Source organism: Krasilnikovia cinnamomea (genome assembly GCF_004217545.1).
In the GTDB taxonomy this organism is placed as follows: domain Bacteria; phylum Actinomycetota; class Actinomycetes; order Mycobacteriales; family Micromonosporaceae; genus Actinoplanes; species Actinoplanes cinnamomeus.
In genome coordinates this window covers 514,082-534,224 of record NZ_SHKY01000001.1, presented here as the reverse complement: position 1 = coordinate 534,224, position 20,143 = coordinate 514,082, and the positions used below count along the sequence as shown (strand labels likewise).

12 protein-coding genes and 2 pseudogenes are annotated in these 20,143 nt (G+C 65.8%); 8 read left to right on the top strand and 6 right to left on the bottom strand.

What is annotated here, in order from left to right; genetic code table 11:
• The first annotated feature begins 21 nt into the window (after positions 1 to 21).
• On the top strand, positions 22 to 2,076 hold the full coding sequence (locus EV385_RS02265) for a site-specific DNA-methyltransferase (protein ID WP_130507937.1): 2,055 nt from the start codon (positions 22 to 24) through the stop codon (positions 2,074 to 2,076).
• Positions 2,073 to 4,670: a DEAD/DEAH box helicase gene (locus tag EV385_RS02260; protein ID WP_130507936.1), complete on the top strand. Its 2,598-nt coding sequence runs from the start codon at positions 2,073 to 2,075 to the stop codon at positions 4,668 to 4,670. The genes EV385_RS02265 and EV385_RS02260 overlap by 4 nt, the downstream gene beginning before the upstream one ends.
• Before the next feature lie 441 nt (positions 4,671 to 5,111).
• Here the strand turns inward: EV385_RS02260 and EV385_RS02255 are convergent, their stop codons facing one another.
• Positions 5,112 to 6,119, bottom strand: a complete 1,008-nt coding sequence (locus EV385_RS02255; RefSeq protein WP_242625219.1) for an IS3 family transposase — start codon at positions 6,117 to 6,119, stop codon at positions 5,112 to 5,114.
• 14 nt (positions 6,120 to 6,133) lie between these two features.
• On the bottom strand, positions 6,134 to 6,565 hold the full coding sequence (locus tag EV385_RS02250) for a transposase (protein ID WP_130507934.1): 432 nt from the start codon (positions 6,563 to 6,565) through the stop codon (positions 6,134 to 6,136).
• A gap of 127 nt (positions 6,566 to 6,692) precedes the next feature.
• Between EV385_RS02250 and EV385_RS02245 the strand changes: the two genes are divergently transcribed.
• The 6 genes from EV385_RS02245 (at position 6,693) to EV385_RS02220 (ending at position 15,717) form a co-directional block, all read left to right on the top strand.
• Entirely contained in the window at positions 6,693 to 7,634 is a 942-nt protein-coding gene (locus EV385_RS02245) for a type II toxin-antitoxin system Phd/YefM family antitoxin (RefSeq protein WP_130507933.1), read from the top strand.
• A gap of 61 nt (positions 7,635 to 7,695) precedes the next feature.
• On the top strand, positions 7,696 to 7,953 hold the full coding sequence (locus EV385_RS02240) for a hypothetical protein (protein ID WP_130507932.1): 258 nt from the start codon (positions 7,696 to 7,698) through the stop codon (positions 7,951 to 7,953).
• A gap of 1,015 nt (positions 7,954 to 8,968) precedes the next feature.
• Entirely contained in the window at positions 8,969 to 10,480 is a 1,512-nt protein-coding gene (locus EV385_RS02235) for a DUF3375 domain-containing protein (RefSeq protein ID WP_278044962.1), read from the top strand.
• On the top strand, positions 10,473 to 11,144 hold the full coding sequence (locus EV385_RS02230; RefSeq protein WP_130507930.1) for a DUF4194 domain-containing protein: 672 nt from the start codon (positions 10,473 to 10,475) through the stop codon (positions 11,142 to 11,144). Before EV385_RS02235 ends, EV385_RS02230 begins: the two co-directional genes overlap by 8 nt.
• Before the next feature lie 2 nt (positions 11,145 to 11,146).
• The gene (locus EV385_RS02225; RefSeq protein ID WP_242625218.1) at positions 11,147 to 14,485 is read left to right on the top strand and encodes an ATP-binding protein; all 3,339 of its coding nucleotides are present in this window, start codon (positions 11,147 to 11,149) and stop codon (positions 14,483 to 14,485) included.
• A complete protein-coding gene (locus tag EV385_RS02220) occupies positions 14,482 to 15,717 on the top strand; it encodes a Wadjet anti-phage system protein JetD domain-containing protein (protein WP_130507928.1) in 1,236 nt (411 codons plus the stop codon). The genes EV385_RS02225 and EV385_RS02220 overlap by 4 nt, the downstream gene beginning before the upstream one ends.
• A 44-nt stretch (positions 15,718 to 15,761) precedes the next feature.
• Here the strand turns inward: EV385_RS02220 and EV385_RS02215 are convergent.
• From EV385_RS02215 to EV385_RS02200, 4 genes and pseudogenes are all read right to left on the bottom strand, one after another.
• Positions 15,762 to 17,244: pseudogene (locus EV385_RS02215) on the bottom strand (ISL3 family transposase).
• A gap of 275 nt (positions 17,245 to 17,519) precedes the next feature.
• Complete coding sequence (gene coaD / locus EV385_RS02210; RefSeq protein WP_130507927.1) at positions 17,520 to 17,957, bottom strand: pantetheine-phosphate adenylyltransferase; 438 nt, start codon at positions 17,955 to 17,957, stop codon at positions 17,520 to 17,522.
• Between the two features lie 624 nt (positions 17,958 to 18,581).
• Positions 18,582 to 19,405 (bottom strand): IS5 family transposase gene (locus tag EV385_RS02205; RefSeq protein WP_165449686.1). Its coding sequence is split into 2 segments (ribosomal slippage): positions 18,582 to 19,078 and positions 19,078 to 19,405, totalling 825 coding nucleotides; the frame shifts between segments, so codons are not numbered across the junction.
• Positions 19,406 to 19,497: 92 nt separating this feature from the next.
• A pseudogene (locus EV385_RS02200) lies at positions 19,498 to 19,953 on the bottom strand (tyrosine-type recombinase/integrase); the annotation flags it as partial.
• Positions 19,954 to 20,143 lie beyond the last annotated feature (190 nt).

Here is a 20,143-nt window from a genome sequence, read left to right as displayed (position 1 = left end):
CGACTCGAAAGACTCAACGGCATGTCTCGCCTCTCTGAACTTCTCCGCCAGGTCGCGCTGAAGGACGAGCGCCTTGCCGCGGACCTAAAGCGCGAGACGGACGCTCACGCTGAGCGGCGCGCGTTCGGCCTGAACTTCGAGCGCCACGTCCCCGAGGCGGTTGAACTACCCGGTCGGCGAGTCCGCAAGAATGACAAGGTGCGGTGCCTTCCCGCCAGGGGGGAGGCATTAACGGCGGAGAACGAACGGCTCTGGCGCGTCGACTCCGTCTACACGGAAGACGGCCAACGCTGGGCAAACATCGTCTCGATGGACGAGACAGCCGATGAGTGGTCGGTCGTGGTCGACGATCTCGTCGTCGTCGCTGAGTTCCGCGATCCTATTTACCCGGGTCTAGTATCAACGGGCAGGCGGGAGCACGGTGACCCGGCAAAGCCATATCATGCCGTGGTCAATGCCGAGAACTACCACGCCCTGCAAGCGCTGATGTTCACGCATCGTGCGGGAGTCGATGTCATCTACATCGACCCGCCGTACAATACCGGTAACAACGGCTGGATCTACAACGATAAGTATATAGCTTCAGACGATCTCTACAAGCATTCAAAGTGGCTCGCGTTTATGGAGCGGCGATTACTGCTGGCGAAAGAATTGCTCAAACCTTCGGGCGTGATCATGGTGTCGATAGGGGACGAGGAGCAGCCAAGGCTGAGGTTGCTTATGGATCAGGTGTTCGACAGCCAGAATCAAGTTGCTCAGCTAGCTGTCGAAATGTCGACTACCTCAGGACCAAAGACGACCAACGCGCAGCAAGGGACGATCGTCAAGAACGTTGAATATGTCCTCATTTACCGACGCTCTGCCGCGTTCGATACCGAGGTGCGCCACACCCCGCTGTATGATGGCATCGATAGGTGGGATGCTAACTATCCACTTTGGCTCAACGATGATGGCACCACAGAATCGCTATACGATCGACTGGACGCTGAGCCCTCAGTTCGTGTAGACATCGAGCGTTTTGGGCTGACGGTTGCGTTTGGTACCAAAGCAGGCAGGTTTGTAGGCGCACCCACCATGGACGTCCTGCTCGCGACGTCCGAGGCCGCCCGAACCTTCATCGGAGAAAACCTGCACCGAATTGGAAGAACCGACACGCCGCCCGTTTCGGGGAGATCCGTAGATGTGCCAGCTGGGCGGTGGGTTCATCACCAAACGGAGGGTCGGGACTACCGGCTCATGAAGTCGAGCTCGGGCAAGGTCTGGCAGATCTACACACTCGACCGCAACTACCGCTTGTCTGACGACTACGTTCCCCGATTCGGGCGGACCGTCATTCGAGGTGATCTATGGCGTGGATTTCACTCGGACATGGGCCACGTCTCCAGCGAAGGAGGCGTCGGCTTCGCCAATGGGAAGAAGCCAATTCGATTGATTCGTCAGCTGGTGAGGTGGGCAAACAACTCACCAACTGCGGTAATCCTTGACTTCTTCGGAGGATCAGGCAGCACGGCTCATGCTGTTGCCGAAATGAATGCGGCGGACGGAGGGGAAAGGCGCTCTATACTCGTCACCAACAACGAGCTGGGCAAGACCGATCGCGATGCCGCGAGAGTTGGCGGAAATCGACCAGGCGACCCAGAATGGGAAGCCCTGGGAGTGTACGAGGCAAGAGCTGTCCCGCGACTCAATAATGCGTTCTCCGAAACGGAGGCAAACGCAGAGTTCTTCACCTTGACGTACGAGGCGCCGCTTCGCGTCTCTACAAACCGCGAGTTCGCGAAGGTCGCTCCATTCTTGTGGCTGCGTGCGGGATCCCGCGGTCGACGGATCGACGACATTTCGTCCGGGTGGGACGTTGCGGAGGCGTACGGAGTGATCGCCGACCTCGACCAGTCGCAGCAGTTCCTCAAGGCGATGGAAGACACGCCGAGCGTCACCCTCGCGTTCATCGTGACGGACGAGGACCGGCTGTTCGAGGCAATGGTGCGCCAGTTGCCCCCGCTCGTCGAGCCAGTTCGCCTGTATGAGGCGTACCTACGCAACTTTGAGATCGAGGCGGGGCGGGCAACGCGATGAAGTTCACCCTCAAGCCATACCAGGCCGATGCCGTCGCCTCGATGCTCAGCTCGCTGGAGCGAGCGAGGAACGTGTACGAGCGGGAGAACGTCCCGACGTCCGTGTCTCTGTCCGCGACGACCGGTGCCGGCAAGACGGTGATGGCCGCCGCGGTCATTGAGGCCCTGTTCTACGGAAATGAGAGGTTCGAGTTCGAGCTTGACCCCGGTGCCGTCGTCATCTGGTTCTCGTACAGCCCGGACCTCAACGAGCAGTCGCGGTTCCGGCTGATGGAGGCGTCCGACAAGATCGAGTCGTCTGACCTCGTCGTCATCGAACCGCCGTTCGCCAAGCCGCGGCTCGACCCGGGCAAGGTGTACTTCCTCAACACCGGCAAGCTGACGAAGAACTCGCTGCTCACCCGCGGTCACGTCGAGGTGGAGGAGGGCCAAGTTCTTTTCGGTCTGCATGACGCGGCCCAGCCAGACATGCAGGGGTGGACGATCTGGGAGACGATCGCCAACACGATCAACGACCCGGACACGACTGTGTACCTCATCCTCGACGAGGCGCACCGCGGGTTCCGCGCCGACCGAAGCGTGTTCGACAAGCCGACGACCGTTCGCAAGCTCGTCAACGGCCACTCCGGGTATCCGCCGATTCCGATCGTGTGGGGCATCTCGGCCACGATCGAACAGTTCCGCGACGCAATGGCTGAGGCGGACTCGTCCGAAGCCCGCCGGGCGCTTCCCCCGATCGAGGTGGATGGGTTTCAAGTTCAAGAGTCCGGCCTCGTCAAAGACACTGTCGTCCTGGAGATCCCCGCCGAGGCCCAGGCCATCGACTTGGTCCTACTGCGCCGGGCGGCGAGGAAGTTCCGTGAGTCGAGTGAGCGGTGGGAGAAGTACTGCACCGACCAGGGCCTGCCGGACATGGTCCGGCCGCTGTTGATCCTGCAGGCACCGGCCACGCCGGACCACGACAAGATTGGAGAGGCGATCAACGTCATCTTCGAGGAGTTCACGGCGCTGCCCGCCGGGTGTGTCCGGCACGTGTTCGGCGCACACACTCCCCAGCAGTTCGGCGCACACGACGTCAACTGGGTCGAGCCGCAGACGGTCGAGGACAAGACGCACATCCGGATCCTGATCGCCAAGGACGCAATCTCGACCGGGTGGGACTGCCCGCGTGCGGAGGTGCTGGTGTCGTTCCGCCGGGCCCGTGAGCACACGCACATTACCCAGCTGCTCGGCCGGATGGTGCGCAATCCGCTCGCCCGCCGCGTGCCCGGCGACGAGGTGCTGAACGCGGTCGATTGCATCCTTCCGTTCTTCGACCGAACGATGGCGGGCAACGTCGTGAAGTACCTGACCGGCAAGATCGACGGGGTACCGGACGGCTCAGGCCGAAAGGCGATCATCGAAGAGTGCAAGCTGCTGCCGAATATAGCGGTTGGCTTCGTCTGGCCCGTGTGGGATTTAATCCCTACGATGACCGTCCCGCAGCGGGGCGCTTCGCCGGTGAAGCGGCTCGCCTCGCTCGCCCACGCGCTGGCCACTGACGGTGTGCGTTGCGGTGCGGTGAAGGAAGTCGCCGGGCGAATCCACGCGGCGCTGGACGAGGCGAACGTGGAGTTTGCGTCCAAAGTGAAGGCGTCGATGGCGGAGGTGCTCGCTGTCCGGCTGCAGCAGATTTCCGGACGAATCGGGAAAAGCGCTATCGCGTACGCGGACGTCATCGAACAGGCCGACGATCGGGCGATCCGTGCGGCGTTTGAGGACGCGCGCAAGGCGTTCGGCTCAGACATCGCGTCGATGTACGTGGACCACCTGGTAGGCGAAGACGGCGAGGACGACAACCTGCGCGACGCTTTCATCCAGGCCGCGGCGTTGGCGAACGTCCCGGAGATCCGCGAGCGGATCGACGCGCGGGCGAATGAGATCGCGAACACGTTGTTCGCCGAACATAGCGTCGATATCAAAAGCCTGCGTGACGACCGGCGGTCCGAGTACGAGGACATCCGGGCGCTGTCGGTCGAGCCGCAAGTGACGTCGCTCGGGCGGCCGAGGACGCGGATCGAGGACTACGTCGAGGTGGACGAAAAGACCGGGCAGGAGTCGCGGGCGCCGTTGGCGTCGAAGCACTTGATGTCCGACGGGCACGGGCAGGTGCCGATCACGAAGCTGAACGATTGGGAGCGCGAAGTGGTCTTCGCCGAGCTGAAGCGATCTGTCGCCTGGTACCGCAACCCGCCGCGTCAGGCGACGGACTCGCTTGGGATCGCGTACCGGGACGGCAACGGCAACTGGCGTTCGATGCACCCGGACTTCATCTTCTTCAGCGAAGTGAACGGCAAGATCGTCCCGTCGATCGTCGACCCGCACGGCCACCACCTGGGCGACTCGACCGAGAAGCTGCAAGGCTTCGCGCAGTTCGCCGAGGACCACGGCGCGTCGTTCCACCGGATCGCAGCGCTAAGCAGAGTCAACGGCAACATGCGCGTGCTCGATCTGACGAAGCCGACCGTCCGCGAGGCAATCTACGCCGGCGGCCGGACCCCGATCGAGTTCTACGAGTCCCCCATCGCCGAGGACTACGACGGACCGAGCTTGTGACGGCCGGTTGACCTGAAAGGAAGCCGCCCCGCCCAAGCTCTCCATCAAACCCGGGGCTTGACACCTGGCCACCGGCACGGACTTCTGCTGTCCGCCCACAAGGACGATCAAAGGCCATCGGACAGGACTTCGTCCTGACCCTTGACAACAGACCTAAAGCGCACCTATAGCCCTCTGACCGTGACTGCACCGCCGACGTGTCATCACGCCTACCCGGGTCGCCGGCGCGGGCGCGGTAACCGGGTTCCGCGGACCGTCACGCTCGACGTCCGCCATCACCGGACGCAGCGACACTTCCGCCGAGGCCGGTTACCAGGTAACCGTTGGTCCGAGCCGTACCTACCGATGGGGGTTAACCTGCGTCGACCATGCGGACGAGTCATTGCGATACGACCAGCTCCGGAACCTGTCAAGTCAACTGAGACAGTTTCTTGATCTTCTTTAGCTTTGTGCTGTTGGAAGGGTGGTCACAGCCGCGACGGCGACTTGTCCGAGGTCGCTGTTGTCGGGTTTGTTGATCCATGCCCGGTGAGCGAGGCGGGGTGGCTGCGGACGGCGGCGCCCGAACCGTTCGGGGTGCGCGGCCCAGGCGGCGTCGAGGGTCCGTTGCCGCTGTTCACGGATCTGTCCGGCGGTGCCGTGATGGACCGAGGCCGGAGTATGCAGGCCGATCCCGGAGTGCCGGTGCTCGTGGTTGTAGTACGTGTAGAACGCCTCGCAGTGCTGCCGGGCGTGCTGGATCGACCCGAACCGGTCCGGGAAGCTCGGGTCGTACTTCAACGTCTTGAAGCTCGCCTCGATGTAGGGATTGTCGTTCGAGGTTTTCGGCCGGCTGTGACTACGGCCGATCTTCAGATCGGTCAGCAGCTGGGTGACGGTCTTGCTGGTCATCGCCGCGCCGCGGTCGGCATGCACGGTCAACTGATCGGGATCGACGCGTTCACGGGCGGCGGCGTCGGCGATCAGCGCTTCGGCGAGCTGCCCGTCCTCGTGCGCGGCGACCAGGTGCCCGACGACGTACCTCGACCAGATGTCGATCACCGTGTAGAGGTGGAACCAGACGCCCTTGACCGGCCCGCGCAGCTTCGTGATGTCCCAGGACCAGACCTGGTTCGCCGCGTCGGCCACGAGTTCGGGCTTGGTCCGGGCCGGATGCGTGGCCTGGCTGCGGCGTTCACCGTTTTGACCGGCGGCCCGCAGAATCCGGTACATCGTGGACTCCGAGCACCACCAGCGGCCCTCGTCGAGCTCGCGGGCCCATACCTGCGCCGGCGCCAGGTCGGCGTACTCGGGCCGGTTCAGCAACTGCAGGACCTGCTCACGTTCGGCCTGCGACAGCGCCGAGGGCGGCGGCTCACGCGGAGTCCGCGGCTTCGGCGGCGCGGGCGGGTTGCGGTGCCGGTAGAGCGTCGCGCGGGATACGCCGGTCAGTCGGCACGCCCCGGCGATGCCCCACGCCGGGGTCAGCGCCTGGAGCGCCTCGGTGAGGACGGGTTCGACATCGGCGCGGCATCCGCGCTCTCGGAGAGCAGTTCCAAGAGCGCGTGCGCTTTTCCCATGATCGCCAGCGCGGTCTCGGTCTTGGCCAGCTTGGCCTGCAAGCGGGCGTTCTCCCGCTGCAGGCGGGCAAGTTCAGCGTTTTCGGCCTTCTTCGCTGCCCGCGCGGCCGCTTGACGGCGGTCGGTCAGGCCGGCCGCGGCTCCGGCGTCTCGGGCCTTGCGCCAGTCGAGAATGTGTGACCCATACAGTCGTTCCCGGCGCAGGATCGCCCCGCGAGCCGCCGCATCCGGCGCCGACTCGTACTCGTCCAGGATCCGCGCCTTGAACTCCGCGGTGAATGTCCGCCGCTGGGGCCGGGCGTCCAGATCCGGGCTCTCATGGGGCTTCGAAGTCATGCTGGTGTGTTCTCCTCAGGGCCGTCCAGGAAGAGTATTCCCTGGTAGACGGGCTGTCTCACATCAGCGTGACAGGGAGGGCTCTCTGCGGCGGTTCATGTCGTACCCCACCCGTACGGTCCGCGCCATGTCACGAAAGATCATTAAGCAACTGGCCGCCGCTGCGGACGCCGCCGCACACATGCTGGCGGAATCCGAAGCCAGCGCCTACCGTGCCCAGAGCCTTCTGGACGCCCTAGCCGCTGCCAACTCGACTGCGGTTCGTGCGCTGCCGCCCGACGACTCCGTCAGGGAGGTACGACGCTACCGCGACGCTGACGGCCGTGAGATGGTCGAGCTGGAGGTGGAAATTGACGACGACCTGGTCCCGTTCCTGGCAATACAGCCCGACCCGAACGCGTTCATCGTCGAGGCGGTGCAGCGGGCGGCGAACAAGTCGGTCCTCGGTCGCCGCGCCTACCATCAGCGCCTGAGCGCCGCGATGAAGGGGTTCGGGCTTTCGGTCGGCTGGGGTGCCGACTTGCAGATGTGGATGGAGCACCACCCCGACCCTCCGCGCCGAAGCACCCCGGAACTCTTGACCACCCACGCCCAATGGCTGAGCCAACAGGCGTCATGCCAACATCACCGTGGGGGCAGCGAGATGGACGAGACCGACTACCTGCTCAACAACCCGGCAAACGCCGAACGGCTCCGCCCAGGTGTCGAGGAATTGAACGCCGACCGAGAAACCACGGCCGACAGCGTCGAAGACATGACCCACGCCGGAGAACAGCAGCAGGGAGAATATGACAGGGCTCCGGCAATGCAATGCCTCGTGTGTGGCGCGACCCTGCAGGACAACGGCACGTCAACCGAGCCGCCACGGCCCAGCGATGGCGTGGTCGTCACGATCCCAGGCAACTACGGGTCGACGGCCTACGACCCATCCGGAGACCGGCACCTCGTGGCGTACCTGTGCGACCCCTGCCTCACTGCCAAGGCGCAGGACCAGATCATTCTCGAGGTTGAAGTAACTCGCATTATTCCCCAGCTCACCGCCACGACGTGGCGGCCCGAGCGAGACTAGCGATCGGCGGCAGTACCTTTCCCCAGATCACCGCCTGCGCGACCATCCGGAAGGCCGAGGCATGAGCGAGCACCACTACCGGGCCACCGCCACCCGCGACGGCCATTGGTGGGCCGTGGAGATTCACGGCCTACCGCCCAACATGATTGCCCACACCCAGGGCCGGGACCTGGCGGACGCAGCGGCTATGGCCCGTGATGCCGTCGCCACTCTCTTCGATGTCGACATCGACGATGTCACCATCGATCTCGCCGTTGCCTCCAGCGCCGGCGGTGAAAGCCGCCGAAGCACCGAAGATAGGTTGGTCTCCGAGGGATGATGCTGTCGGTTGGGCTCTTCAGCCTTTCCAACTCGGCTCGGCCGGGGAAGCTTGGGCGGTACCAGCAGCGGCACTCGGGCGGTGGCGTACCGGCCGAGGCGCCCATACGTTGTCATGGCGGCTGCGCTCGATCGCAGCCAGGATTTCCGGCCGGCGCATCAGCCACGCTCTACCTCTTCGGCAGATCCGAAATCTTCCTCGGATTCCCGGTCTTCCGCGGGTTCCAGCTCTGTCATGCACGCCACGCTACAACAGGTAGGACCAAACTTTGGATCTTCGAGAGAAGTGGACAGAGTCCTCCGCGCGAGGCGTTGCCGGGCCGGAAGTTACCGGTGCATGCCGGGCGGCTGGGCAAACTTGATGTGTCGGGCCGATGAACCGCGAGCGGCGTACATCGTGACCACTTGTAGACCTTCCGCGACACCCTCGGAGCCAAAGACGGCCCGTACTAACCAGGTGCAGCGTCCGGTGTCGCCACGGGCCCGGTGGTGAAAGCGCCGATTGATGTTGGGACGGACCTGGAAAGGCGCATCAGGGTTACCCCCGTTTACCCCCCGAAACCCGTGCTCGCAGGCGACAACCAGTGACAATGGATGATCGTCGATCGGACGTGTTTGTGCAGCTCACTGCCAGGGTGTGACAACTGGCGATAAGCCCGGAATGGTCGCGGTTGGTAACAAGGGGTTGTCGACTCTTGTCATCGTTACGCAGTACTCCTCGCCGGAAGGAATCGCGGGACCACCATCGAAGGTCATCGGCGAGCCGCTTCATCGACCCAATTGGGATAGAATCGTCTGTCAGGTTGCGCCCGTGCCGAGGACGAAGTCGTCGCGGTCCTTCTGGGGTAACGCCGTTGGCGTACCGTCCCGCGCTGGAGCGGTAGCGGCCGAGTGTCGAAACCACCGACTGTCTTCGGCGGCAACCGAGCTTTGGGGATGGGCCGTACCACGAAGGTCGCGGGTTATCCATCGCGAGGGGCTGACTGTGTCGTACCCGCCCCGTACGCTTCCTGTCGATGGTTACGCGAGGTGTAGAAGGTGCTTACCAGGGTGCGCTCCGGGCGTTCCAGAATCCGATGCTTGCCTTGCTCCATCAGACGCACGCGCCGTTCGTGGTGACGGTGTTGGCGATGGTCTTCACGGCGGAGCGGCCGACGGTCGCGGTGGCGGATGCGCATGCGGAGATCAACGACGCCCTTGACCAGCTACGGGCTGCCGGCTATGGCGACGAGGATAACCAGCCGCTGCCTAGTGGAAATTCGCGGGACTTGTGCAGGCAGTGGGTGCAGGCGGGGTGGTTGGTGCGGCAGGTGTCCGACGGCGATGTCGAGGTGTACCGACTGTCGGCGTACGGTGTCGGTGCACTGGAGATCGCTGGGCGTGTCGGCGGGGCGCGGACCAGGGTGTCAGAGTCGCGGGTCAGGACGCTGTTGGAGGCGATCGAGCGGCTTGCGCAGGAAGCCGATCCGGACCTGATGACCCGGCTCGCGCGCCTGCAGGAGGAGATCCAGCAGCGGCAGAAGGAGCTGGCTCGACTCGAACAGGGTGGCGCCGTCGAGACAGCCGAGGACGAGCAGCTGCTTGAGGCCGCCGAGAATGTGCTGCACTTGGCGCGGGAGCTGCCTGCGGATTTCGCCCGCGTGGCAGAGTCGATCAAGGCTATCCAGCGTGACGTGGTCGCCGAATTGCGGCACGATGTGCGGCCGACCGGGGAGGTGCTACGTGAATACCTGGCCCGCGGCCAGCGGATCTTGGATGCGACACCGGAAGGCCGCGCGTTCGCGGGGGCGTTGCGCCTGATCGGCGACCCGGCGCAGATCGATGACCTGTGGGGCCAGCTGCGGAGGGTGCTGAGGCACCGATTCACTGAGCTGTTGCCGGAGCAGCAGCGGCGGGAGCTTGCCGAGATTTCGCGGCGCATCGAGCAGGGCGTCAAGGAGGTGCTGGCCGCCCAGCGGCAGGCCTCTCATGTGATCACCACGCAGGTCCGCAACCACGACCCGATGCGCGACCGCCAGGTGGATGAACTGTTGAGGGATGTGATGTCGGGCCTGCACAAGTGGGTTCCCGGTTCACGCCGTGGGGAGGTCGTTGAGCCGTTGCGTCGCCTGCCGGTGGCCGATGTCGGGCACTTGCGTCAGCGGATGAGTGATCCGCGACCACCGGAGCCACCTGCGCCGTTGCGGGACTGGGCCGAGGAGGAGGAGGCCGAGGACATACCGGCGGCGGACACCCGGGCATGGGGCGGCCCTCGGTACACCGAGTTGCGGGCCCACCTGGCAGCGTTCGCGGCCGGCGCGGCGAGCGTGGATGTGCTGGCGGCGTTTCGGGCAGCGGCCGAGGATCTCCAGCGGCCGGTCGATTTGCTAGGCCTGCTGGAAATTGCACATGACGCCGGGATGACCGAGACATCCGAGGTGGCGGTGGTTGACACGGTCCGGCCCGACCAGACCCGGCGACGGTTCGCCGTCGGCAGTGTGGTGGCGGCGAACCCGGCGGGCGTCGAGGGGAGCGGTGGTGATGAGTGAGCCGGACGGCGTCGACGACGGCTGGCCGGTGGGCACGGCGGCCGGGTTCATCGACCCCGTTTCGATGGAGGAAGATCCGGCCGAGCTGTTCGCTGGCGATGCGGGAACGTTGGACGCAGAGGTACGCCGCGTGCTGGTTCAATTGTTGCGGCGCAAGTTCCTGCTGGCCGAAAAGAATCCCGCGCAATGGCGCACGTTGCTGGAGAACCAACAGATCATCGAATCGCGCATGCATGACCTGTTCGTTCGCCTCGTGGTCGACCACGACCGAGGCGTGGCGTACAAGCAGCAGGTGCGCTCAGTCGAGCTGGACGTGCCGATCCTGCTCAAGGACGACCCCTACACCCGGGCCGAGACCCTGGTCCTGATCCACCTGCGGACCGTCTTCCAGCGGGAACGCGGTACGGGCGAGACGTCCGCGAGGGTGGATATCGAGGAGCTCGAGCAGACCGTGCTGACCTACTTCGATCCGCACGACCATAACTTGGCCCGGCGCCAACAGGAGGTGCGCAACGCCGTGCAGCGGCTAGTCCCCGAAGGGTTGCTCGCGGAGGAGTCCGCAGGCCGGTATCGGATCACCCCGCTGGTGGAGGTTGTGCTGAGCACGGAAAAGCTCGCCGAACTGGACCAGTGGCTACGCGGACGGAACGAGGCCACAGCGTGAGCATGATCGACACGCTGTTCGGCTTGATCCCGGCAGCCTCGCGGGGTCAGCAGTGGGTGGCGCGGGACCTGCAATTGGTCAACTGGGGCGGTTACGACGGATATCACCACCTGCGAATCGCGCCTGGCGCGACCTTGCTCAGCGGAGGTTCCGGGTCGGGTAAGTCGACACTGATGGACTCGTACATCGCGTTGCTCATGCCGCATACGACTCCGTTCAACGGGGCGTCCAACGGTGGAGTGGTCGGCAGGCCCCGGGGCAAGGACCAGCGCAATATCCTCTCCTACGCGCGCGGCAAGCTCGACGAGTCTCGGACCGACGGCGGGACGAAGGTACGGGTGCTGCGCGGCGACGGCCGGGATACGTGGTCCGCCATCGCGATGACGTGGGTCGACCACACCGGTGCCGAGTTCACCGCGCTGCGGGCCTGGTATGTGCCGTCTTCCGCTCGGAGCTTGGACGACGTCGTGGCGGTACGCGCCACGTGTGACCACGGTTATCAACTACGCATGCTGGAAGGCCCGGCGAGCAAACAGCTCGTCCGCGCCGAGGTCGTGGCCACTGGCTTGAGCTGGTGTGACACTGACCGGGATTTCACCGCGCGTCTGCACACCACCCTCGGTATCGGCGCCGCCGGCGACGGGCACAAGGCGGTCGCGCTGCTGGGGCGGATTCAGGCCGGCCAACAGATCACCACGGTCGATGCCCTATACAAGACGATGGTGCTTGAGGAGCCGTCCACGCTGGCCACTGCGGACGCGGTGGTACAGCAGTTCGACGAACTTTCCGGCACCCGGGCGCGGATGATCACAGCCCGACAGCAGGTGAAGGCATTGACTCCGATCCGCGACCACCGGGCCACCATCGAGAACGCGGTGCACCAGCTGCGCCTGATCGACGAGGTCGGATCGTTCACTGAGGCGTCGACCCCTGCCGCATTGTGGCGTCATCAACGCCGGCTGGACCTGTTGCGCTCGGCTGAGCAGGATCTGGCTCAGCGGCACCGCCGAGCCCAGGAGGAAGTGTCCGAGACCAGCGCCCTGGTCGCCGCGGCCGAAGTGCAGCGAGATGGGCTGGTGGAAACCCTTCGTGCCTCCGGTGGTGACCGCCTCGAGACGGCGCTGCGGGAGATCCGTGCCGTGGAGCAGCGGCTGGGCGATGTCGAACGGTCACGGGAGCGCCTGGACCGGGCGCTTGCCGTCATCGGCGTCACCGTGTCGACCGGTGAGGACTTCGCGGCACTGGTCGAGACGGCGTATCGGTTTCTCGCCGACAATGATGCCCGGAAGACGGCGCAGAACCAGTTCGCCGAGGCGATGGCGGAGAAGAAGGGCGCCGAACGAGAGCTGGCCACGCTGCGCTCCGAGCACAAGGCGGTCAAGACCCGTCGGGGCAACATCCCGACTGAGCTGCACGCGGCTCGCGCGCTGTTGGCCGAGGCCGCCGGACTCAAACCAGACGACCTGCCGTTCGTCGGCGAGCTGATCGAGGTGCGGACGGAGTTCGAGCCGTGGCGGGAGGCGTTCAACCTGGCGCTGGGCGGATTCGCTACGCGGATGCTGATCGACATCGGCAGATTGAACTCGTTCCGCGAGGCGATCAACGCGGTGCCGACCGCTCGACGGGTTCAGTTCGAGGGCGTGCGTACCGGCCTGCGTGATGAGGTCGGGCTGGACGCAAAGACACTGCCCGGCAGACTCGACTACCGACCCTCGCCGTTCACCGCCTGGCTCAAGAGCGAGCTCGCCCGCCGGTTCGACTTCGTCTGCGTCGAGACGCCCAGGCTGCTCCCGCAGTACCCCAAGGCCCTTACGATCACCGGCCAAACCTCGGAAGGCGGGCGGGGAGCGCACGGCGGTCACGGCCGGGCCAACGTGCTCGGTTTTACGAACAGCAGGCTGCTGGCCGACCTCGAGCACCGCATCGGCCTCGCCCAGAAACGCCTCGACGCTGCTGTTGACCGGGCATTCAGGCAGGAGGAAAACCTCAACTCATTCGAAGCTAGACGCGCGACCCATCAGACTCTGACCGAGTTGTCCTGGGACCAGGTTGACCTCGATGCGGTCCGAGCGGAACAGGATCGCTGGAACCGCGTCGCCGACGAAATCCGGGCGGGCAACCCACGGATCGATCAGCTCCAGCGCCAGGTGGACGGCCTCAAGGAGCGAGTCAGGGAACTGACCGAACGCGTCGGCCGGCAAAAGGACAACCTGAAGAAGCTCGGGGAGTCGTGGAGGTCGACCGTCGACGAGGTGGACCGCGCCCAGCTCGCGCTCGACACGGCCACGGAATCAGGCGTCGATGTCCCTGAGGAACACCGGGAGTACCTGGAGACGCTGTTCGGCAGCGAAGCAACCGCCACCACCCCGGACGGGGCGCTTGCCGAGTTCGACGCCGCAATGAAACGGGTCACCGAACGGATCCGCGCCGACCGACACTCGGCAACCGAGACGATCGGGCGATCACGGAAGGCGCTGCTCGACACGTTCTCAACGTTCCTCGAACGCTGGCCGAACCCAAACCTCGGCATCGACCCGGACGGCTCCTATCGCGACTTCGACCGTCTGCTCACCGACCTGGAGACCAGTGGCCTGCACGAACTGGAGACCGAGTGGCGCGACAGTCTGCTCAAGCTGTCCGGTAACGACCTGACCGGCCTGGACAGCGAACTGGCCGCCGCGGTCCGCGAGATCCGCGACCGGATCGACCCAGTCAACCGCATCCTCGCCGAACTGCCGTTCTCCGACGACGAACACCGGCTGCGTATCGACCCGCAGGAGAGCCACTCCGCGGTGCGCGCCCGGTTCCGCAAAGAGCTGCGCGACGTACGCGCCTTCATCGACCAGGCGGCAACCGACGACGACCGGGAACGCGCCTATCACCGGATGGCCAAGGTGATCGACCGCATCCGGCGCACCGCGCCCGATTTCGCCGACCTCGTCGACGCACGCAATCACGTTCGGATCAGCGCCGAGAAGTGCGACCTCGAGGGCAGGCATGTCGCCGTGTACGACCACATCGGCGAGAAGTCCGGCGGCGAGTCGCAAGAGCTGGTCGCGTTTATCGTCGGGGCCGCCTTGCGGTACCAGCTCGGCGACGCGGGCGCCGCCCGCCCCCGCTACGCCCCCGTCTTCCTCGACGAGGCACTGATCAAGGCGGACGCGCACTTCACCGGCCGGGCCATCGGCGCCTGGCGCGGCCTGGGCTTCCAACTCATCATCGGCGCCCCCAATGACAAGCACAGCGCGATCGAACCACACGTCGACGCGGAGTACCTGATCCTCAAGAACCCCCAGGGCCGATCTTGGGCGAAGCCACTGGTCGGTGTTCCGGACGCATGAGCGCACTCGTCACCCCACAGGACGCCGTCGCGGCCATGCGCCGCAAGATTGATCAGAAGTGGCCCGAAGCCGTCAGCGCGGAGCTCGGCGTCGGCGACCACGTCGTCTTCTCCGTTCCGCTGCGCCCCGGCGTGACGACCGGCAAGGCCGTCGAGCAGCTCGGGCACGCAGCCTGGCACCAGTGGCACATGCAGTGGCGTGCCTTCTCCGACCAACTGCCCACCGGCGTGGGGCTCGTTCGCAAACCGGTGACGATCCGAGGAGTCGCCGGCGACTTCCCCGCCACGCTCGTCGCCGACCTGGACGGCGCCGACAGGCTCACCACCGACACCCACACCGATGCTGAATCGCCGAGCGTCGGCCTCGGCCGCGCCCGCTCGCTCGCTCGGGCGCTGCGATCAGCCGGCGCGACCCTCACCCCGGCCACCCTCCGAGCCGTCTACCGTCTCCAAGACGCCGACGTCGAGGTGCTGATCAACGCGGTGACCTGGCTACACCAACACCCCGACGCCAGCACCTGGACCCTGCGGCAACTACCGGTGCCCGGTATGCACACCAAATGGCTCGACACCCACGGCGCCCTGCTGCGCGACGTCGCCGGACGCGATGTCCGCGACGAAGTCCGGCCCCGGCTCACCGTCATGCACCTCACCTACGTCGACCCTCACCACGCCGCATCGGGCCGACGCCGGCACGACGCCTGGACTACCGGCGACGTGCACGAGATCGCCTACCAGCCGCGTGTCGTCCTCGTCGTAGAAAACCGCGACTCCCGCCTCTGGTTCCCGCCCGTCAGCGACACGATCGTCGTCGAGGGCGGCGGCAAGGCCGCAGCAGCCTTACTAGCGAACGTGCCCTGGATCCGCGCCGCAGATTACGTCATCTACTGGGGCGACATCGACGCGGACGGGTACGCGATCCTCGACCAGTTCCGCGCCACCCTCGCACAGCCGGCACCAGACGGTGCACCAGCAAAACGCGTCATTTCCATCCTCATGGAAGCGACCGACCTCCACCGCTACTCCCAACATGGCGTCAACCACGACAAGGCAGGCCGCCCCATCAAGCCCTCACCCGAGCCATTGCCGCACCTGACCGACGCCGAAACCACCGCCTACAACACCATCGCAACCGCGGGCCCCACCCCGTTCCGCCGGATTGAGCAAGAAGCCATTCCTCTCGCCCACGCCGCAGCCCGACTGCTGCAGATCTTGGAAAGAACGGGAGTGTAAGAAATTCGGCCCTGTCTCACATTCGGTGGTGACGGAGCGTGCTGCTATCCGAGGAGGATGCGGTGGCGGAGCAGGCTGAAGCTTGCTCGTCCGTGCATCACCCTCGGTGGGGCTGTTGCTGTACGGCAGTGTCAGCGCGGCGTTCACGGCGTCGCGGTCACGCTCCAGGCCCCGGGTGAAGGCGTGCAGATGGGGCAGGTCGACCGCGCGGACCTGGGTGATCCAGAGCGAAAGCTGGCCGGGATTTGCTTCCTGCGGCCTCAGGAGTTCGGCGAAGTGTCTGACAGCGGCGGCCAGTGCGGTCATCTCGGGGCAGGCCGCGGTCAGCCGCGCCAGAAGATCCCGATGCTCGGGGTTGAGGTTGTCGGGCCTGGTAAGGAGCATCCGGGCGAGCCGGCGCGGGGAAATATGGCTGCGCTCGGCGTCCGCGCGGCCTTGGTTGATGTATTTGTGCAGCAGGTTCAGACAGCCGGTGAAGCCGAGGGCTTTGATCTCTTCGAACAGGTGCGCGACGGGCACGCCCGGGTCGGCGGCCCGGCGGGTGCGCAGGTGCTCGCGGTAGGGGTCGACGAGACTGGCCCGGTACTTGGGCACGCGCAGCATCCGCTCGGGCCGGTCGGCTCGCGCGTACCGTTTGACGGTGTTCAGGGCCAGCTGCAGGCGGCGGGCGCACTCCAGCAGGCCCACGGCCTGGTCGAGCAGGCTGTGGACCTGCTGCCAGCGCTCGAGGGTGCTCTGGGCGCGGGGCCCGTCGTACAGGGGTGCGTCCAGCACGCTCGCCCAGCAGGTGCTGTGCGCCTTGACCTCGCTGAGGGCGGCGTCGCACAGGTTGTGCCACAGGTGCCACCTGTCGGCGACCTGCGTCGCGTCGGGCAGGGCGCGGCGGATGGCCTCAGCGTAGGTAGCCGAGCCGTCACGGCACACCACCTGGATGCCCGGACGTTGCCGCAGCCACGTTTCCAGCGTCTCGGCGGTGCGGTCGGGTAGTACGTCGATCCGATCGTGGGTCTCGGCGTCGATGATCACGGTGGCCCAGCGGTGCCGCCGGCGTAGCGCGAAATCGTCCACGCCGATCACACGCGGCGTGCGCGGTGTGGGCAGCGGGATGCGCAGCAAGGCGCGCAGGGCCGTATGCCGGGACAGGCCAACCGCGAGCGTCGCCAGCAGGCGGGCCCCCGCCCGGCCCGCCAACTCCTTGACCACAGCCTGAACCTGCCGGGACAGGCGGACGGTGCGTCGCTGGTAACGCTCCAGTTCTCCGGGCATCTGCTCCCGGAACGTCTGCCGGCAGCCCCGGGTCGGGCAGACCAGACGCCTAACCCGGACCGTGATCACCACGGGACGTCCATCGAGGGGAACGTCACGCACCGTGCGTTCGGCGAACGCGTGCACGCGTACCCCCGCGACGCCGCAATCCGGGCAAGACACCGGCTGATTCCGCGTCCGTGCCCGCACCCGGATACAGCCGCCCTCGTCGGTCACCTCCTCGATGACCAGCGACGACAGCCCAGCGAACACCACACCCACAAATCGACCATGACCGCACCAGTATCAGTGTCCATGATGGATGAACGTAAGAGACACACCGTCACCACCGAATGTGAGACAGGGCCGTTCTTTGTACAGTCCCACTCGCCCCGGCCGCTGACGGCAACGTCCGCGGCGGCGGAGACCTCCTGCCCGCGCTGGCCCGCACGTCCGGGCCACTCGGTCCGGCGTTCGCGCTGTGCCTCGCCTACGGCCTCACCGCCGGCAATGGATCATCGCTGTGCGGTGAAGATCTTCGGGTGACGAGACGTCGCTCAGGCCCCCGCTGCGCGGACCGCGGTCGAGGAGATCGTCGCCAGTTCCGGCCGAGCCGGCATGAAGAGGGTCATGATGCCCAGGGACTCGTTCGCGGCCGCTAGTTGATACTCCCGCTCCGCATCGACGGCATGCCGCAGGCCGCGGACGATCACTCCGCTTCCATATAGGTGGCAGTAGGCCACTGTCAGCCCGTTCCAGGCAGTGACTGCCACGTTCTCCCAGTCCGCGGGCAGAGTGGCACGGATGTCCAGCGCGCGTTGCGCGCCCGTCTTGGTGGGCTGCTTCTCGTCGTTGACGGCCACCAGCACCGTTACGTGTTCGAACAGGCGTCGCGCTCGATCGACGAGATCTCGGTGTCCGTCAGTAAAGGGGTCGAACGTTCCCGGGTAGACCGCTCGGGCGCTTCGGGGATCGCCCACAGGCTTGTGGAACATCGACGCATGTTACCCGCCGCCTGGGCCGCCCCAAGCGGTGGCAGCCTGCTGGGGGCCCCACGAACCGGGCGCAGCAGCCAGGTTCAGCGCAAGACGCATGACAAGACACCACCGGCCGAGTTACGAGACATCGTTTAGCTAGACCACGACGGCAATGTCGATGACGATTTCGCTGTCGGTCGGCTGCTCCCGTGGGGTTGTGGTATCGATCGCCCCGCCGACACGAACTCCCACGCTTGCAGCAGATTGAGCGTCACGGTCGGTCGTACGCGCCGGTTGTGGGTCATCAGCGCCCGCCTGGCGGGTTGGTAGGGGAGCGGGTTCGTCGACTGGTTGATGTGGGGACTGACCGGGATGGGCATCCGGGTGCCCCCCGTTTACCCCCCGCAAACCCCTGCTTGCGGCTGACAATCAGTGACAAGCGGTGATCACCGATCGACGCCGTTCATGCAGCTCATTGCCCATGTGTGACAACCGATGACAAGCCTGGAGCGGTCGCGGTTGGTAACAAGGGGTCGCAGGTTCAAATCCTGTCAGCCCGACACAGGCCAGAGGGCATATCCTCTCGATGGATATGCCCTCTTCTCGTTCCTGGGTGACTAACTGGGTGACTAAGACCGCATCTCATTTGGGGTTGTTGCTGGTCAGCAGGTTGAGGCGTACGGCGCGGCGGTAGCAGATGACAGCGCAGGCCAGGCGCAGGAATCCGAGGAAGTGGAAAGCCTTGCGTTCGTAACGGCGGACCAGGCGCCGGAACCGGCTAACCCACTCCAGGCAGCGTTCGATGACGTAGCGGTACCGGCCGAGCCGGGACGATGATTCGATGCCTCGGCGGGCGATCCGGGCGATGATGTTGCGCTCACGCAGCACCTCGCGGCAGGCCGGGTAGTCGTAGCCCTTGTCGCCGTGCATCTTGACCGGCCGGTGACGGGGCCGACCGACCGGCTGGCGAACGGGGCTGACGCCATCGACCACGTCCGCGAGCAGCAGATGATCGTTGACGTTGGCGGCAGAGACATCCGCATACAGGGCAAGCCCGTTCCGGTCCGCGACCGCGTGGACCTTGGAGCCGGGCTTACCGCGATCGACCGGGCTGGGCCCGGTCAGGTCCCCCCTTTGACCGCGCGCACGTGCATGGCGTCCACGCTGGCCCGCGACCAGTCGATCTGTCCGGCTGCGCCGAGCACGTCGAGCATGGCCCGATGCAAGGCGTTCATGACCCCGTGAGCGGTCCACTCGGTGAACCGGCGGTGGGCCGTCGGCGTCGAGACGCCGAACGAGGCCGGTAGCGCCTCCCATGCGCAGCCGCTCTGCAGCACGTACAAGATCGCTGCCAGGCAGGTCCGGTCATCGATACGGCGTCGTCCACCGCCCTGGTGACGTTTCGGGTGCGCGGGCAGCAGCGGCTGCGCGAGCACCCACAACGACTCCGGACAGTACTTCTCCACGTCGTCCATGCCCGATCAACGAATGACCTTGCCCGACAACAACCCCAAACGAGATGCGGTCTAAGCTTCTCCCCGGGTGACTAACGCGGTGACTACGCGCCGTTGGTGTCGTGCGGGCCGAAGATGCGGTCCATGGCGACGGCTCCGTTCAGTAGCACCGGCCGCAGCTGGTGACGATAGACGCTCTCGGTGATCGATGTGCCGGAGTGCCCGCACAGGTCGGCGATCTCTTCGAGGCTCATGCCGTTGTCGGACAGCAGCGACACGAAGCTGTGCCTCAGCTCTCGGGGTGTCCATTCGGCGGGGTTGAGCCCGGCGGCCTTGATGACCGGTCGGAAGGCGCGCAGGACATTGTGCCGGTCGAGTTGGGTCCCGGCCTTGCTGGCGAACACGAGCGGGTCGCCGGTGGGTAGGCCTTGGCGTTCTTATTGGTCGGTGAGGACCTGGACGCAGCGGGCGGGCAGCCCGAGGGAGCGGCGCGATTTGCGGGTCTTGGTGTCGCCGTCGACGCGTACGGAGCGCCAGACGTGGACCGAGGGCGGGATCGGCGCCCGGCTGCCCTTCCAGGTCGACGTGCACCCGTGCAGGTAAGGCGGATTGGACGCGCTTCCACCGCCGGGGAAGGGTCTCTGCGAGATGCGTCTCAGCGAGCACGGCCGCTCGGTCAGTCAGGCTCTCCAGAGGATGAACCCCCTCATGATCTTCGACAGCCAACCATCCGCCATGGGACGACTTGGG

Excerpts from the sequence above, each read along its gene's own strand:
- EV385_RS02225 (WP_242625218.1), top strand. The coding sequence starts at position 11,147 with ATGATCGACACGCTGTTCGGCTTGATCCCGGCAGCCTCGCGGGGTCAG.
- EV385_RS02245 (WP_130507933.1), top strand. The coding sequence starts at position 6,693 with ATGTCACGAAAGATCATTAAGCAACTGGCCGCCGCTGCGGACGCCGCC.
- EV385_RS02260 (WP_130507936.1), top strand. The coding sequence starts at position 2,073 with ATGAAGTTCACCCTCAAGCCATACCAGGCCGATGCCGTCGCCTCGATG.
- EV385_RS02220 (WP_130507928.1), top strand. The coding sequence starts at position 14,482 with ATGAGCGCACTCGTCACCCCACAGGACGCCGTCGCGGCCATGCGCCGC.
- EV385_RS02230 (WP_130507930.1), top strand. The coding sequence starts at position 10,473 with ATGAGTGAGCCGGACGGCGTCGACGACGGCTGGCCGGTGGGCACGGCG.
- EV385_RS02240 (WP_130507932.1), top strand. The coding sequence starts at position 7,696 with ATGAGCGAGCACCACTACCGGGCCACCGCCACCCGCGACGGCCATTGG.
- EV385_RS02235 (WP_278044962.1), top strand. The coding sequence starts at position 8,969 with ATGGTTACGCGAGGTGTAGAAGGTGCTTACCAGGGTGCGCTCCGGGCG.
- EV385_RS02265 (WP_130507937.1), top strand. The coding sequence starts at position 22 with ATGTCTCGCCTCTCTGAACTTCTCCGCCAGGTCGCGCTGAAGGACGAG.
- EV385_RS02250 (WP_130507934.1), bottom strand. The coding sequence starts at position 6,565 with ATGACTTCGAAGCCCCATGAGAGCCCGGATCTGGACGCCCGGCCCCAG.
- coaD (WP_130507927.1), bottom strand. The coding sequence starts at position 17,957 with ATGTTCCACAAGCCTGTGGGCGATCCCCGAAGCGCCCGAGCGGTCTAC.